Source organism: Nonomuraea sp. ZG12, assembly GCF_052068115.1.
Classification (GTDB): domain Bacteria; phylum Actinomycetota; class Actinomycetes; order Streptosporangiales; family Streptosporangiaceae; genus Nonomuraea.
The window spans coordinates 1-15,383 of the sequence record NZ_JBQHCW010000038.1 but is presented as its reverse complement, the minus strand read 5'-3'; the positions used below and the strand labels follow the sequence as shown (position 1 = coordinate 15,383).

Below are 15,383 nucleotides of genomic sequence, written 5' to 3'. Positions count from 1 at the left end.
CGAGCACTACCTAGCCGACGTCGGTTCGCCGTACATCGGATAGCGCGGCCTCCACCGTGCGCACCGACGACAGGATGCACGGGGTGGCGTCGGTGATCGAACGGCTGACCAGGTGCTCGGGGCCGTAGCGGGAGTGGATCTCGGCCAGCCGGTCGCGGACGTCCAGGTGCCGGCCGTCCGGGCTGGTGGTCATGTCGCAGTACGTCAGCGCTCGCGCGAGGTCGGGCCGTTCCTGGTCGAACTCCTTGGCCAGGACGTCGAACAGGTTCCGTTGCCGGGCTTCGTTGTCCGCGCACGAGTGGTAGGCCACCAGGCGGCACAGCCGCTCATCTGCCTTGGCGACGTCGCGCAGGTAACGGGCGCCGTCGAGCTGGTGCATGCCGGTGTCGACGAGATCCGGGGCGTAGCCGATGTCATGCAGCAGGCACGCGGCGATCAGGGCGTCGGTGTCCGTGCCGAGGATCGGGGCCAGGGTCTCGGCCTGGTCGGCGACTCCCTGGGTGTGTGCCCAGCGCCGGGGCAGCGTCGTCTCCAGCAGATCCTTGGCCAGCCCGTAGGCCCATTCAACTTGTCCCACGAGGTTCACGATAGGCAGCACAGGCAGGGGCGAATCCAGAGGGCAGACGAGACGTCCCAGGACGTCTCAACCCCGGACGAAACGCCCCCGCCCGTGCTCAGCCACGATCAACCCGTCGCGTTCCAGCACAGCGAGGGCCTGGCGCACCGTGTTACGCGAGGCCGAGAACCGGCGGCGTAGCTCAGCCTCACTCGGCAGCGCGGCACCAGGGGCCAGGGCGCCGCCGTCGATCTGCTCACGCAAGCTCACGGCGATCTGCTGGTAGCGGTACGGGGCCGCGCCGCTGCCGATAGCCACCACGCGGCCCTTGGACGGGACAGTGACCAGGAGACCTTCGTCCTCCAGGAGCGCCAGGCCGCGCCGTACCGTGTTGCGCGCCACCCCGAACCGGCGGCACAGCTCCGCCTCAGACGGCAGGACCACGCCCGGCGCGAACTCGCCCGAGACGATCTGCTCACGGATACGGGCGGCGATCTGCGGGTAGACCCGACCGCCCGTCAGCCACCGGCCGCCGGTCACAGGGTCAGCCGCGGTAACCGTCGAGGATCTTGTCCAGGTCGACCTTGAGATCACCCTGCGCGCCGTCATGCCAGCCGTCCTCAGCGGCCTGCTCGATCCGGTCCACCGCGCCGGCCATCTTCAGGAACGACACCCGCTCGTCGTCCTGGTCGCCCCAGTAGAACCAGCAGAACGACAGGTGCACGAACACCCGCCGCATCCGACACCGGCTGTCGATCACATCCAGCGCCGGACGGCCGTCCGGGGTGCCGACCAGCACCGCCGAGACATCGCGCGCGTTCAGCTCGTCACCCAGCGCGGTCAGCAGCCGCTCGGTGTAGGCCCGTTGCTGCTCCTTGACGGTCTGGCTCGCCTGCATCCTGGTTCCTCCCTGACATTCGTGCCCGGTCGTTGTGTGCGTCGAGCGTCGCCCCACGGCCGGGGGCGGGAACACCACAACTTGGGGACGTCTAGGGACGTCTGATGTTAACGTCGCAGCACAAGGGTCAACTCGCGAGAGGAACAGGCCGCCCCATGAACGACAACCTCCGCTACGCACTGGCCGCCGCCCGCCTCAACACCACCGATGTCGCCGCCGCCCTGGCCGTCGACCCCAAAACCGTCAGCCGATGGCTCCAAGGACGCGTCCCCTACCCGCGCCACCGATGGGCCGTAGCCGACCTGCTTCACATCGACGAGGCCGAGCTATGGCCCGAACTCGCGCCACGACACCAGGCACTCGCCGACGGAGTGCAAGCGATCTACCCACACCGCTGGGCTATCCCACAGACGGTCTGGCGCAACCTGTTCGCCGGAGCCCGACAGGAGATCGGCATCCTGGCCTACAGCGCGTTGTTCCTCGTCGAGGATCGCGGCATCCTCGACATCCTGGCCGACCGTGCAAAGGCCAGCGTCACGGTGCGTATCCTCCTGGGTGATCCCGACGGGGAGCAGGTGGCAGCGCGTGGCGTTGATGAGGGGGTCGGGGCTGCGGTGATGGCTGCGAGAGCCAGAAACGCCCTCACGCTGTACCGGTCGCTGCGTGACGTCCCAGGCGTTGAAATCCGCCTACACCGGACCGTGCTCTACAACTCCATCTACCGCGCCGATCGGGAACTGCTGGTCAACACCCACGCCTACGGCACATCAGCAGCCAGCGCCCCCGTCATGCACCTATCGCACACCGGCGACCGAGGACCGGCAGACGCCTACATCGTCAGCTTCGAGCGTGTGTGGGACACCACTCAGCCCATCCATCAGGGATCGGCTTGACTGACATAGGTCCCATCACCGGCCTACCGCTAGGTAAGAGGGCGGGTGCTATTGCCCCTCTACGGCGAACCGGTAGACCGTGGATTCCCTGACCTGGAAGCCAAGACGTTCGTACAGCCGGTTCGCCGCTTCGCGATCCGGGCGTGAGGTGAGATCGACGGTTCGTGCTCCCGCTTCCTGAGCCAGCCGTAGAGCGTGCCGGGTGAGCTTCGCAGCGACTCCCTGGCCACGCGCCGCGGTGTCGACCACCACATCCTCGATCCGGGCACGTATCCCGGAGGGGATGGAGAACAGCAGCAAGGTCAACGTCCCGACGATCTCATCGTCCGTACGAGCGACCACGATCGTGTTGCCATGACCTCTCACGATGCGTTCGACCGCTTCAAAGTCCAGCGGCTTAGCCGACGAGGACAGTTGTGGCAGTAGTCGGCCGAAGGCCACCACGAGTTCCTGACTCGCCTCCCGGATGACCTCAATCTCAACACCCATGCAGCGAGCCTACGACGACGCATCAGAAGATCAGACCAGGACACAGACCAAGATCAGAAAGCAACTTATCTGCACGTCATCAAGATCAGAAAGCAACTTATCTGCACGTCATCAAGGGCAGCCCACCTGCGGCGGCCTGCCGCGCGTCGGGCGGTCGCTGGCCGCGCTGCGGCTCTTCGGCCGGTCACGGCCAGCACCGCCTACGCGCAACAGAGGCCTCTTCGGCTATTGTCCGACCGACGTGCAATGATGCTCGCCATGCTCGGGAACGTCGTCTCCACCAATCCCCTGACCGTTGCTGGCCTGTTCGCAGGCATTGGCGGACTTGAACTGGGGCTTCAAGCAGCAGGCATGCATACGACACTGCTGTGTGAGTGGTGGGACCCGGCACAGGCCATCCTAGAGAATCGCTTCCCGGACGTTGAGCTGCACGATGACATCCAAACGCTCAAAGCGCTCCCCATCACAGACATCGTCACAGCAGGCTTCCCGTGCACGGATCTTTCTCAAGCTGGCCGCACAGCGGGCATCCATGGCGCAGCATCTGGCCTGGTCAAGCACCTCTTCGAGCTGCTTGAGGATGCTTCACCCCGCTGGGTTGTAGTGGAGAACGTTCGTAACATGCTGGCTCTCGACCGCGGCACAGCCATGGAGTACCTCGTCTCGCAGTTCGAGCGCCTGGGGTACACCTGGGCCTATCGCCTGGTTGACTCAAGGTTCACAGGTGTACCGCAACGGCGCCAACGAGTCATCCTGGTGGCTTCTCGAAGTGATGATCCCCGTGGTGTTCTATTCGCAGACGACGCTGGGGAGTTGCCTGAGGATCACTACAGGGAAGGCGCGAACGGCTTCTATTGGACGGAGGGCAACACGGGACTGGGCTGGGCTCACGACGCCATCCCAACGCTGAAGGGAGGCTCCGGCCTGGGTATTCAGTCGTCGCCGGCCATCTGGATCCATGACGCTCCTCCCGGTCGGGCCATCGTCACTCCAACGATTGAGGACGCAGAAGCGCTGCAGGGCTTCCCTCGCGGGTGGACCGAAGCAGCGGGGCTACGAGGGCGGGCAGGCTTCCGCTGGAAGCTTGTCGGCAACGCCGTGACCGTCGGGGTCTCGGAGTGGGTAGGACGGCGCTTGTCGCAACCCGGTACTGCAATGACTGAAGCCCCCTCCCCGCTGCCCAAGGGTGCACGCTGGCCGACTGCAGCATGGGGGAACAGCGGAGAGCGTTGGGCAGTCAACATTAGCCTCTGGCCTGAGCGTCATGCCTACCAGCACCTATTGGATGTAGTAGACGCCGACACAGCCGCGCCACTGAGCCTCAAAGCCACGATGGGCTTCCATAGTCGTCTCATGAAGAGTCGGCTTCGCTATCCGGAGTCCTTCGCCCTGGCGCTCAAAGCACACATCGAACAGATGGCACGTGCAGAGCCCTCAAGAGCCCAACGACCATAACCTTCACCTCCCTCTCATGAGAGCTGCCATGAGCCGATCAATACCGCTACGCTGGCAACTATGGGAGCCGAGGAACACTTGCAGCGTCTCAGCAACATCCTTGAGTCAGTGGACCATTCTTCTCCCAGCAATACGAAGTACCAAGAAGCGGAGCGGCTTCTCGCAGAACTCGCAGGCCTAGGCCCTGAGCAGGTTTACGTCACTTACATCAGCAAAGCCGCCAATATAAGCGTTCGAACGGAGCAGTCCAGGCGTGCAACCAACGCGGACCTCATAGTTCTCCTTGTCGAGCGCACCGACCAGGATGACGCCATACGCAGGGCACAGAACAAAGTCACTGGGCAGCGACAAAAGCCGACAATCCTTTTGCAGCGGGCGGCTCACAGTGCCTCGTGGATTCCCACTTATGGCGTGATCCCCGCCCGCAATCGCAGCGCACGGATATTGGCATACCGCCTAGGCGAGCAGATCGGCCCTTTCGAGGTCGACACCCTTTCTCCGACAGGAACGCAGTCCCCTCTTTCGTGGGCCAGGGACCAAGGTTCGGATCCAGTACCCTTCACCGTCCTGGCCGACGGAGAACAACTATCTCCTCACGGCATTCCACAGCTTTTGCTCGCGCCAACGCCTCAGGAAGATCACGGGTTCAGGACGACCTTCGAGCTCTACTACCGCGACTCATCCCAAACCCTGCATGAGATAGGACTGGTCAAGATCGGCCACGCTGGCCTGACGCGTGGACGACCGCCGGTTCCTACTAATTTTGGTCAATTGCGAGAAGAATATTTCTCATTGGGTCAAGATGACAGCTATTATGAGAAATTGGCAGGTTACGGCATTCGAGAGCACGTGCTCACATCATTGCGCGATATCGCACTTGATGATCAGGTATTTGCGATTTCAATCAGTCATGAAGTGACAACGAAATCACTCTTCCGTAAGGTCCCCCGGTCGACGGCAGAAGTTCAATTCCGTCGCATTGCACGCGGCGGAGCAAGGCTAACCAATTATCGATTTAAATATATCAGCCCAGTCCGCACAGCAGAATCAGGCAGCGCTCTACAATTGCCTTTCGAAGTTCGTGCACAGAGTCAACCTTCGACCAACATGCATGTTCTAATCGGAAGCAATGGCGTTGGGAAGACAACGCTTCTCAAGGACATGGCGACTACGCTAACAACCATTGAAGACCGCGCAGAAAACAGTATAGGCGCCTTTATGGACCTAGACTCCAGGCGGCAAGATGCGAATTCACAATTCGCAAATGTAGTATTCGTGAGCTTCAGTGCATTCGATCCATTTCTCTCAATAGCGGCTATCAGAGATGACGAGGTCGCGGAAACGCTCTTCTCTTTCGATAGAGCAAAAGTTCCAGCTTCATACATTGGTCTAGGATCAATCACGCCAGCCAATAGCGGGCCCAAGGGCATAGCAGAACTCGCCAACGACTTTATTGAAAGTGTAGATAACTGCATGAGCAGTACTGCGCTACGAGCAAGGTGGAAAAGGGCGATCCAAGCGCTTGAAACTGATCCGATCTTCCGCGGCCTCGGAATACTGCCACTCGTAGACCACGACGAAGACGAGCCGACCGAACGGGTCCCGGACGTACCAGTCGACACTGAGCTCACTAGTCTCTTTCTGCAAGCAAGTTCTGGGCACAAGATCGTCCTACTTACTATGACTCGACTGGTCGAGGAGATACGAGAACGTTCTCTCGTACTATTCGATGAGCCAGAGTCTCATCTGCATCCGCCGCTACTCGCCGCCTTCATGCGTGCCCTTTCTGAACTGCTTACAGATCGAAACGGAGTGGCGATCATTGCGACACACTCACCTGTGGTTCTCCAAGAGGTTCCGCGCGAGTGCGTTTGGAAGCTACGGAGAAGCGGCCAGCTATCTACGGCCGATCGCCCTCAGATCGAGACTTTTGGAGAGAATGTAGGTGTCTTGACCCATGAAGTATTCGGCCTAGAAGTGACACAGTCTGGATATCATGCCGAGCTTCGTCGAGTCGCACAGGAGGCTGATGCCTTCGAGGACGCTATGGCGCAATTCGGCGGCAGGCTAGGCGCCGAAGCCCAGGGCATTCTTCGCATCTTGCTAGCCGTAAAGCCGCAGGCAGGTACGCGCTGATGTGGCCACTTCCTCACCCGGCGATTCTCTCAAGAACCGCGTATTTAGCCTGCCTGGAAAGGATCAAAGATTTCACCCTGAAAGAGAATCTCTTGCAGGCTGCCGGACCAGTCGAGAATGCGGTCCAGAGATTCGAGTTGTCAGCCCACCAAGGCGTTCTTCACCTTCTAGATCCTCACGACTTTCAGCCGGAGCGAGGAGGACTAGGGGTTTCTTTGGCAGTTACTTCGAGAGATCTAGCTAAAGGCCTGTATGAACAACGGATGGCACAGGCTGGATCTCCGGGTCGCAAGATATATGACGAACTACAAATCGCTGCACCTAATGGTACGTGTCCACTCTGTGGAGTTCGCCCCGTCAATACTTTAGATCATCACCTGCCCCGCAGTAGCTTCGCCGCCCTCTCGGTGGCCCCTCTAAATCTTATTCCAGCATGCTTCGAATGCAATCGTGTCAAACATGACAAGGGTCCCAAAAGCGAAATAGAGCAGACGCTTAACCCTTATTTTGAGAACGCAGCTGACGCCCGCTGGCTCCATTGTCGAATAATCGAGGTTGTCCCTGCTATCGCAGACTTTCTAGTCACCACGCCAGCCAGCTGGTCGGAGCCATTCAAAGCACGAGTTCATTATCATTTCGATACTTTCCGACTAGGCGAGATATACTCATTCCATGCGGCTAGGGAACTATCTAGTATTAGTAAACTTCACATGGACATGCTGGACGCCGTTGGGAAAGTTGGTTTTCGCGCACATCTCGTCGAGGTCGCCAAGAGCGCTCAAGCAAGTAATTTAAACAGTTGGAAGGGCGCAATGTATCAAGCTCTAGCAGACAACGACTGGTACTGCGCAGGGAACTTTAAGCCCTAGAGGGCGGCTATACTATTCTGGGATGAGTAATTTACACCCACTTCCTATTTTATTATTTTATGCCGCTAATCTCTAACAAGTCACTACTCATTAAGCCGCCGTATTTGACTTTCGCTGTGGAGCGCGGGCCTGCGCCGGGACCAGACCCAGCTCGTGCATCAGCGCACGGACCAGTACAGCCGAGCAATACTCGCCGCGCCACTTGCACCCGCCGGTAGCCGTAGGTCTCGCGCAGTTCCGCGTTCTCCCGCTCCCGCTCCAGCTCTCGGATCCGCGTCCGGTCGAGCCCGGAGACGGGCTGCTCGCCTGGACCGTGCACGAACCGATGCCGGTTCACCCAAACTGCCCAAGGTGCTGGCATCGATCCCGAACTTCCGGGCCATAGACGCGACCGTCTGCTCGCCCTCTAGCACCAGGCGGACGGCCTCTTCATTGAACTCGGGTGAGAACTGCCTGCGACGCCTCGTCCCGTCCCTATCTCTTCCAGACTTTTGTCATCTTATGTAGCCGACTGTCCGGAATCTTCAGAGCACCTCACTCAAGAGCACGACGGATAAGGGCTATGCCGGTGCGTTGCCGCATGCCCAAACACGTCTACCGAACCGCGACAGCTCCGCGAAGTGGGAGAGGCGCCGATTAGCCCCGCATCTCAGCGGGCTGTTCTACAGTCGTAAGCGTGGATGACTTCTTCGAGGTGTTTGCAGCTCAAGCGCAACGCAATGGTCTAGAGCAAGCGGTCCTCAAATTCCAGCAGCGGTTCGGCGCGGAAGAGATCGACGGCTACGTCCGCGAGTTCCAGCGGCGCGCGGAGAGCGTAAAAGTAGGCTATCCACCGAAAATCCTTGCCGCCCCGGGGATGAAGCCCTGGTACCCCGGGCCACTGTCGGACGATCCGTATTGGGTACCGTACGCAGAGTTCCTGCTTCAGGACCGCTGGCCTTCCGACCGCCTAGAGATACTGGACGGGGCCTCGTCGAAGATCATTGCGTATACCAACGACCCTTCCCACGCGACGTTTTTGACGAAGGGCCTGGTCGTCGGCCATGTGCAGTCCGGCAAGACGACGAACTACACGGCGGTGATCGCCAAGGCCGCCGACGTCGGGTACCGGCTGATCATTGTACTTTCCGGCATCCACAACGGTCTGCGCCGGCAGACGCAAGAACGTCTAGACGAGCAGTTGTTGGCCCGCAAGGACGATGGGTGGTTCCCGCTGACGTCCGCAGACTCGGACTTTGAGGACCAAAATTCCAAGGCCGCCGCATATCTTCATCAGAGCGGCACCGGCGTGACCCTGTGTGTGGTGAAGAAGAACCACAAGCGGCTCCACAAGCTCATCGAATGGTTGCGACCAGCGGTCCAAGCTGGCAGCTTCGCGGATCTGCCAGTACTGATCATCGACGATGAGGCTGACCAGGCTAGCGTCGATACGGCGACTATCAACCCACAAATCCGACAACTGATCGACCTCTTCGAGAAGCGAACATACCTCGGGTACACCGCCACCCCGTTTGCCAACGTACTCATCGACCCGAGAGCTGGCGATCTGTATCCAGAGACGTTCATCTTGAGTCTGCCGCAGCCCGATGGGTACTTCGGTGCCGAAAAGATTTTCGGGCGAGAGGCGGTGGAGGGCGAGGCTTCAGGCAGCGATCTCGATGGCCACGACATGGTTCGTCGCGTCCCCGACAACACGGTGAACCGCCTTCGGCCAAGCGGTCGTGCCGCTAGCCACGGCTTTGCCCCATTCATGACAGTCGAACTGGTCGAAGCGGTGAGGTACTTCTGGCTCGCTACAGCGGCCCGACGCTGCCGCGGCGACCACGACCATTCGACAATGCTCATCCATCCGAGCATGCAGACGGCAGTGCACGAGGCATACCGCGACCCATTGGAGCGGATGCGCACCGCCATGGTTGCCGCCCTGAACTCATCGGAAGATGAGGTGTACGCCCAGCTGCGCAAGCAGTGGGAGAAAGAGACCCGCAAGGTGCCGGCCGCCCAGTTCGGCAACCGCTTCGTCCCTTTCGACGACCTGCTCAAGCACCTGCCGAACGTCGTGGCGGAGACCCGGATAGTCCTCGACAACCACCGCAGCCGCGACCGGTTGAAATACTCCAGGGACGAGCCGGTAGTCGCCATTGCCGTCGGAGGTAACACTCTGTCGCGGGGGTTGACTCTAGAGGGCCTAGTGGTGAGCTTCTTCGTCCGCTCAGCGCGGACCTACGACACGCTCCTACAAATGGGCCGCTGGTTTGGGTTCCGCCAGGGATACGAAGACCTGCCGCGCATCTGGATGACGAAGCAACTTGAGGAGCACTTCCGGCACTTGGCGACAGTCGAGCACGAGATTCGTCTCGACATCAGGCGTTACGAGGAGCAGGACATTCCGCCAAGCGAGGTAGGCGTGCGCATCCGTACGCACCCCGTTCTGAACGTGACGGCGAAGATGGGCCGTGCCAAAACGGCCTACGCCTCGTACGGCGGCCGCCGTGTGCAGACCCGCTACTTCCGGGAGACTGACCCGGATTGGCTAGGGCAGAATCTGCAAGCAGCTCAAGATCTGATCAGCGAGGCGCTTAGAGACGGCGCAGCCTTGGATGATCACGGCAACGGCGAGGTGCTGCTCCGTGACGTCGACGTACGCCACGTCCTGCGGTTCCTTCAAAATTACCAGGTGCACAAGGAATCCCCGGATCTTGATCCGCGCCTGATCTCTGCCTACATCGAGAAGGAGAACCGTCGATCGCCGCAAAGCCTGCTCGAGTGGACCGTCGCCGTCATGGGCGGCCAAACGTCAGGGGCGAGGCAAATCGTGGAGTTCGACGAGCGAGTGGTGGTCGGCACGATCTCTCGCTCCAAGCTGAAGGATAGTGGCGGCGACAAGGCTGACATCAAAAGTCTGATGTCTAAGGAACACCGTGTTATCGATATGAACCTCCCTTCGGCTGAGGCACGACGCAAGACCGAAGAGGGCCTGGTCGCGTTGCGCAACGACCACCCGGACTTCCAGGACCGAGGTCTACTGTTGGTCTACCCGATCGCCAAGGACTCCCCGCCGGACCCGGCCAACGAGGACACGCGTCGGCCCCTAGACGCAGCCGAGCACGTCATCGCCGCTGCGTTCGTCTTCCCCGGCAATTCGAAGGACAAGGTCATCAACAAGTACGTGCAGGTGGACATTAGCAACGAAGCGATCGACCCAGCGGAATACGCCGACGTTGCGAGCGCCTTGGACGACGACGAGGCGGACGCATGAGCACGCCTGACAGGAATTGGCGGCGCGAACTGCGTCGAACGTGGCCGGTTTTGGCTGCGCGACGGCCAGCCAGCGAGCATACGACGATGGCGCCCATTGGCCTTGCGCTGCCCTCGGGCGAGGTCCAGATAGGACTCGACGCACGCGGGGATCGACATCTTTTACTTCCAGCCGCCAGGGGCGAGGAGATCCAGGAGGATCTGCGCTCGGCCCATGTGCGCTTGAAGCGGGACAGCCTTGTGGTCGAAGGTCGTCTGCGCCAATATGCGGACCTCGTCTGTCATCGGCAAGACCTCGGGGATCTCTTTGACGATGTGGTGAGCGAGATCTTGGAGCGCCTTGCTGAGGACGGGAACCATCCATCACGGACATGCCAGCATGTTCTTGAGGCCTGGCGTGAGATGTTCCGGAGCCGGGGCGGTCGTCTTAGCACGTCCGAACAACGCGGCCTTTTTGGTGAATTGACCATTTTGCAGTACTTACTCAACGGAGACGAGTTCCTGCGTCCCGCTCGGGTGTGGACCGGCCCTGACAGGGAACCGCACGATTTTCGTCTGCCGGGGTGGAACCTGGAGGTCAAGACGGTGGGCCGTAGCGGATCCCAAGTGGAGATCCACGGACTTGAGCAGTTGGCGCCGCCGTCGGACGGCCATCTGACACTGATTCTGGTGCGCCTGGCCGAGGAGGCTTTGGGCACATCTCTGCCCGAGCTCGCAGAGCGCGTAGTGGCAGCCGCCAGCGACGCTCGAGGGGTTATCGAGCAACTGGCCAAGGCCGGATACAGTGCGGTGGACGCGGAGATGTACGCAACTCCGCGCTACGCGACTCCCCAGCTACTTGGCCTCGCCGTCGATGCCGACTTCCCCGCCCTGACCCACGCGTCTCTTGCTTGCGGCTTGCCCGCTGGCGTCGAGCGGGTGAACTACACCCTGGATGTGTCCGGTCAGTTGCCCGACGCCCTCGCTCACTCTCTGCTCGTGACTCGGCTCAAGGGATGGCCGGCACAATGAGCGGCCCGGCATGGTGGCCCCAGCCCTCTGCACCGGAAGGCGCATCCGCAGCAGAGGGGATCCGCAAGCAGCTCGGTCGCCCCGACATGGACCCCCTGCGTGTTCTGGTGCGAGAAGCAGCCCAGAACACGTGGGATGCCCGCCTCGACTCGGTTGCCGAGGTCGGCTTCGATATCGGGCTCACACGACCTGGCATCTCCGGCATGGCGCCCTGGAGAGATGCGCTCCTGCCAGCGTTCTGCGACGACAAGTCACTAGGACTCAGTGCGGTGCTGCACGATCCGGACGCCGTTGTGCTCACCATCAGTGACCGTGGTACAGGCGGGTTAGGGGGCCCTCTCCGCGGCGACTACGTGCATGAGGGCAGCGCGGACTTTGTGGGCTTGGTCCGCGACATCGGCCGGCCCAGCCGCCGGGCGCACAGCGGAGGGACGTACGGCTTCGGCAAGGGCGTGCTGTTCACGACCAGTGCGGCTGGCACAATTTTGGTACGCACCCGATGCCTGTGGCAGGGACGGGTGCAAACGCGGCTGATCGTTCCGGCGCTGGGCGCTAGTTTTGACCATGATGGCAGGCTGTATACCGGTCGGCACTGGTGGGGGCGGACCGCGATCGACGGTATCCCGGACCCGTTGATTGACGATGAGGCAGACGCAGTCGCCGAGACCTTGGGCTTGCCTACGCGCGGCCCCAACGAGCTTGGAACGGACATTGTGATCCTAGGCGCCACGCTCGGGTCGAACCCTCCGATGGAACCCGAAGAGCCCGAGCGCCCCCGCACGCTGGCGGACGCCGCAAACTTCATCGGCTCTGCCATGCTTTGGGAGCTATGGCCCGTCATGATCGACGTCTCGGAGAGCGGTGGCCGGATGCGCTGCCGAGTCGCCGTCGACGGCCACGAGCTGGACCTGCCGCGTGCTGAGAGCGTCCCCCGGTTGCAACCATTCGTCCGGGCCTACCGCACCGCGCGCACAGACGGCGAAAGTCTTCGCAGCAGAAACCCCACGGTCACGTTGGGTCGCTTCGCTCTTGAGGCTTTCATGACCCCGGTACGTACGCACTGGACGGACATCGCTGCACCCGCCGACGGGTCCATGCACCACTGCGCCCTAATGCGGCAGGCCGGCCTAGTTGTGCAGTATCGCCCTGGACCTCGGATCCTAGACAACGACATATCGTACGGAGCGATCTTCCAGACCGATGTCGGCGTCGACGATGTCTTCGCCTCCGCGGAGCCCCCCACCCACGATGCCTGGGTGCATAAGAACATGGAGGATCCGGCCGGGAGGAAGCTCGTGCAGTCGGCTCTGCGCACGGTCGACAACCGCATGCGCGACTACGTCCATGCCGATTCTCAGAGATCCGTGGACGCCGATCGGCAGCCGCCACTGGGTGCCTTGTCCAACCGCTTTTCCTCACTGCTGCCCACCGGCTCCGGTCAAGGCGCGGACCCCTCCTCCAGTGGGTCGAACGGTGGAGGTGGCGGGAACGGAGATGCCCTGGTGCGTACACACACCTCCCAACTTGTCGAAATGGATGGCGATTTCTACGTCGTCACAGACATTGCAGTGGCTGCCACGACCTCCACCATTCGGGTTACCGCGACAGCCTTTGTGGCGCTCGACACTGGCAGCGAGACCGAGCCACCAGCAGGCTCGAGTATCCCGGAGGTCCTGTACTACCTGGCTGGGGACGGTAGTGAGACACACGGCGGCGCTGTGCTCACCCTAAAAGCCAATGATCGTCGCGGCTGGAGAGTGGTGGTCCGTCCCGTCGTTGGCACCGCCACTCGTATACGGATCAGTGGAGAGTATGCACAGGGCGAGGTGAATGATGGCTCGTGATGTCATGCCTTTCATCCGTCCCGCGGCACACGTTCTCAAGACGAGCCCCTGGGAGCTAAGCAATGATGAGGGAACACGACCGCTGCCCTTACTTCTGCCGGACTGGGACTCGCAAGCCGACCTCGCCCTCCACCGCCAGGTGACCGTAGACTATCGCCAGGCCCTGACCGACTGTCGACTACCCCCTGATATCCCGCTCGCCTTGGTCGTCGATTGGTACTCCTCCGCTGCGCAGTACGCCGGTTCGGCGTTTCGATGCCCGGTGGTTGAGGACACCGAACTGATCGTGGAAATTCAGCTGTCGGGCACGGACCTTGGGGGCACGCTCGTGCTCAAGACTCGTCTCATGCTCACTGACGATGTGCCCTACACGAACGAGCGAAAGTGCTTCACCCCCTGTCACGCCGGGGAAATCCTATGCGAGGACATATTTGAAGTCCGTTTGGAAGGCAATGCGTCTAGGTTCCCCGTCTCAGTGATCGACTTCTCGTTGTACGGCTTCGACGCCGATGCCCGATGGGCCGTCGATATGCCCGAAGACCCGGCTGTTCCCGCCGCTGGCGGCGTCCGGCTCTATCTGAACAAGGCAGACACCGAACTCGTCACTGCGGCCACCAGGGCGTCGACGCCAACCCTCGCACAGGGTCTGCTGCTTGAGGCGATGTACGACGACATCGCCCGTCAACTAGTAGAGGCAGCTCTGCGCCCAAGCTGGCGCGACGGAGTAATAGAAGCCGCTGGCGAGCCCGGAAGCCTTGCCGAGAGCCTGGTGGTCTTGGTGTCGAATCTGTTCCGAGGAGAGTCCTTGACAGCCGTTGCGACCCGCCGCGATGCCGAACCATCCGTGTTCGCAGCGGCCTTGCAGGGGGCCCTGCGCCGCGCTCGTCAGGGAAGCATGTGACACTCCTGTATCCGCGGATTACCACCGCCGAGGCGAAGAGGCTCCTGGCTCGATACGAGAACCTGCCATTGGAGGACATCAAGCGTCAGGCGGGCCCGTCCGCAGTGGCCTTTTATGGAACAACCGGCGGCGCCCCGGTGAGCCCCGCCCGCCTCCAGCGTCTCACTGAGGCCCTACGCGATTGCGCGCACCGCGCGGGTCACCCCCGGCCGCCCACCCACCACAACAAGATCGCGTTTGACCGCGAGTCTGCCAAGGTCTTGCACACGACGATGGACATCGTGCCAGCCGAGGCGGGCCAACCGGATGTGTGGACCCATCTTGCCGCCTGCCTCCTGCCCGATATCGTGACCTGGCGATTTGGTGGCACTCGTACCCTCGAACGCTGGATCGGCACGGGCCTAGTACGCCATGCCTTCGCCCGCTTGTGGTGGCAGGCGCACGTTCTCCAGGTTGCGGATGGGAGTAGTACCGACTACTCCCTGCTCGATCGCCTCTCTGAATCTGATCTCAACCAGATCTTCGAACGACGGTCCATCGGCGGGACACCGCCCTTGGCCCAAGCCTTAGCACGCGAACTTTCCGGACCAAGCATCGAGCAGACATCGGTGCCACGGCGTGCTGTGGTGCGAGACGTGACCAAACGGCTGCGGAGACTCCTGCCCTTCACCTCCTTTGCGTCTCTCGACGAGGCCGTGATTCAGCGGAGGATACATGCACTTTTGATCGAGTCCATCGAGGCGCTGGAGGACGAGATTATGCGGCAGAACCGAGGTGCTACCTCGGATCCGTAAGACGTACCTGCCGCGCCCATCTCCGGTGGATCCCTCGGCCGCGCAAGATTGTCGGGGCCTCCCCGCACGCTGTGCTCGCTGAATAGCCGCTGCCATGCGCTGGAGAGTAGCCGCCGGGTCCGACAACCACTCTGGACTGTCACGATCTTGCTAACGCAGACGCTAACAACACCCTTGAACGATCCTGGACGACTCTGGAGTCTGAACCGCGCCGGGTCTGATGGAGACTTGATTCCTTGAGAGGATCGAGTCATGGCACGTCCGTCCCCCTACCCTCCC

The 15,383-nt window shown here is 61.5% G+C and carries 12 protein-coding genes and 1 pseudogene; 8 read left to right on the top strand and 5 right to left on the bottom strand.

Annotated elements, in window-relative coordinates:
• Positions 1 to 10: 10 nt before the first annotated feature.
• The 3 genes from ACTMTF_RS46025 to ACTMTF_RS46015 form a co-directional block, all read right to left on the bottom strand.
• On the bottom strand, positions 11 to 577 hold the full coding sequence (locus tag ACTMTF_RS46025; protein WP_441116414.1) for an HD domain-containing protein: 567 nt from the start codon (positions 575 to 577) through the stop codon (positions 11 to 13).
• Between the two features lie 66 nt (positions 578 to 643).
• Entirely contained in the window at positions 644 to 1,096 is a 453-nt protein-coding gene (locus ACTMTF_RS46020; RefSeq protein ID WP_441116413.1) for a GntR family transcriptional regulator, read from the bottom strand.
• A gap of 4 nt (positions 1,097 to 1,100) precedes the next feature.
• Positions 1,101 to 1,454, bottom strand: a complete 354-nt coding sequence (locus ACTMTF_RS46015; protein ID WP_441116412.1) for a hypothetical protein — start codon at positions 1,452 to 1,454, stop codon at positions 1,101 to 1,103.
• 155 nt (positions 1,455 to 1,609) lie between these two features.
• On the opposite strand from ACTMTF_RS46015, the gene ACTMTF_RS46010 reads away from it, so the two are divergent.
• Entirely contained in the window at positions 1,610 to 2,347 is a 738-nt protein-coding gene (locus ACTMTF_RS46010; protein WP_441116411.1) for an XRE family transcriptional regulator, read from the top strand.
• Positions 2,348 to 2,395: 48 nt separating this feature from the next.
• On the opposite strand, the gene ACTMTF_RS46005 is transcribed toward ACTMTF_RS46010, so the two are convergent.
• Positions 2,396 to 2,836 carry a GNAT family N-acetyltransferase gene (locus tag ACTMTF_RS46005; RefSeq protein ID WP_441116410.1) on the bottom strand — a complete coding sequence of 147 codons (441 nt, stop codon included), beginning with the start codon at positions 2,834 to 2,836 and terminating at the stop codon, positions 2,396 to 2,398.
• 258 nt (positions 2,837 to 3,094) lie between these two features.
• Between ACTMTF_RS46005 and ACTMTF_RS46000 the strand changes: the two genes are divergently transcribed.
• Both ACTMTF_RS46000 and ACTMTF_RS45995 read left to right on the top strand, forming a co-directional pair.
• Positions 3,095 to 4,291 (top strand): DNA cytosine methyltransferase, encoded by a 1,197-nt coding sequence (locus ACTMTF_RS46000; protein WP_441116409.1) that lies wholly within the window; start codon positions 3,095 to 3,097, stop codon positions 4,289 to 4,291.
• Between the two features lie 60 nt (positions 4,292 to 4,351).
• On the top strand, positions 4,352 to 6,427 hold the full coding sequence (locus ACTMTF_RS45995) for an AAA family ATPase (protein WP_441116408.1): 2,076 nt from the start codon (positions 4,352 to 4,354) through the stop codon (positions 6,425 to 6,427).
• A 1,027-nt stretch (positions 6,428 to 7,454) separates the two neighbouring features.
• Here ACTMTF_RS45995 and ACTMTF_RS45990 read toward each other — a convergent pair.
• Positions 7,455 to 7,748, bottom strand: a pseudogene (locus tag ACTMTF_RS45990) (transposase); the annotation flags it as partial.
• A gap of 224 nt (positions 7,749 to 7,972) precedes the next feature.
• Here ACTMTF_RS45990 and ACTMTF_RS45985 point away from each other — a divergent pair.
• The 5 genes from ACTMTF_RS45985 to ACTMTF_RS45965 are packed head-to-tail and all read left to right on the top strand — an operon-like array spanning position 7,973 to position 15,104.
• A complete protein-coding gene (locus ACTMTF_RS45985; protein WP_441116407.1) occupies positions 7,973 to 10,555 on the top strand; it encodes a Z1 domain-containing protein in 2,583 nt (860 codons plus the stop codon).
• On the top strand, positions 10,552 to 11,565 hold the full coding sequence (locus ACTMTF_RS45980) for a PD-(D/E)XK motif protein (RefSeq protein ID WP_441116406.1): 1,014 nt from the start codon (positions 10,552 to 10,554) through the stop codon (positions 11,563 to 11,565). Before ACTMTF_RS45985 ends, ACTMTF_RS45980 begins: the two co-directional genes overlap by 4 nt.
• The gene (locus tag ACTMTF_RS45975; RefSeq protein ID WP_441116405.1) at positions 11,550 to 13,409 is read left to right on the top strand and encodes a hypothetical protein; all 1,860 of its coding nucleotides are present in this window, start codon (positions 11,550 to 11,552) and stop codon (positions 13,407 to 13,409) included. Before ACTMTF_RS45980 ends, ACTMTF_RS45975 begins: the two co-directional genes overlap by 16 nt.
• A complete protein-coding gene (locus tag ACTMTF_RS45970) occupies positions 13,396 to 14,310 on the top strand; it encodes a hypothetical protein (RefSeq protein WP_441116404.1) in 915 nt (304 codons plus the stop codon). Before ACTMTF_RS45975 ends, ACTMTF_RS45970 begins: the two co-directional genes overlap by 14 nt.
• The gene (locus ACTMTF_RS45965; RefSeq protein WP_441116403.1) at positions 14,307 to 15,104 is read left to right on the top strand and encodes a DUF6339 family protein; all 798 of its coding nucleotides are present in this window, start codon (positions 14,307 to 14,309) and stop codon (positions 15,102 to 15,104) included. The genes ACTMTF_RS45970 and ACTMTF_RS45965 overlap by 4 nt, the downstream gene beginning before the upstream one ends.
• The last annotated feature ends 279 nt before the right edge of the window (positions 15,105 to 15,383 follow it).

Excerpts from the sequence above, each read along its gene's own strand:
- ACTMTF_RS45970 (WP_441116404.1), top strand. The coding sequence starts at position 13,396 with ATGATGGCTCGTGATGTCATGCCTTTCATCCGTCCCGCGGCACACGTT.
- ACTMTF_RS46010 (WP_441116411.1), top strand. The coding sequence starts at position 1,610 with ATGAACGACAACCTCCGCTACGCACTGGCCGCCGCCCGCCTCAACACC.
- ACTMTF_RS45975 (WP_441116405.1), top strand. The coding sequence starts at position 11,550 with ATGGCCGGCACAATGAGCGGCCCGGCATGGTGGCCCCAGCCCTCTGCA.
- ACTMTF_RS46005 (WP_441116410.1), bottom strand. The coding sequence starts at position 2,836 with ATGGGTGTTGAGATTGAGGTCATCCGGGAGGCGAGTCAGGAACTCGTG.
- ACTMTF_RS46000 (WP_441116409.1), top strand. The coding sequence starts at position 3,095 with ATGCTCGGGAACGTCGTCTCCACCAATCCCCTGACCGTTGCTGGCCTG.
- ACTMTF_RS45995 (WP_441116408.1), top strand. The coding sequence starts at position 4,352 with ATGGGAGCCGAGGAACACTTGCAGCGTCTCAGCAACATCCTTGAGTCA.
- ACTMTF_RS45980 (WP_441116406.1), top strand. The coding sequence starts at position 10,552 with ATGAGCACGCCTGACAGGAATTGGCGGCGCGAACTGCGTCGAACGTGG.
- ACTMTF_RS46015 (WP_441116412.1), bottom strand. The coding sequence starts at position 1,454 with ATGCAGGCGAGCCAGACCGTCAAGGAGCAGCAACGGGCCTACACCGAG.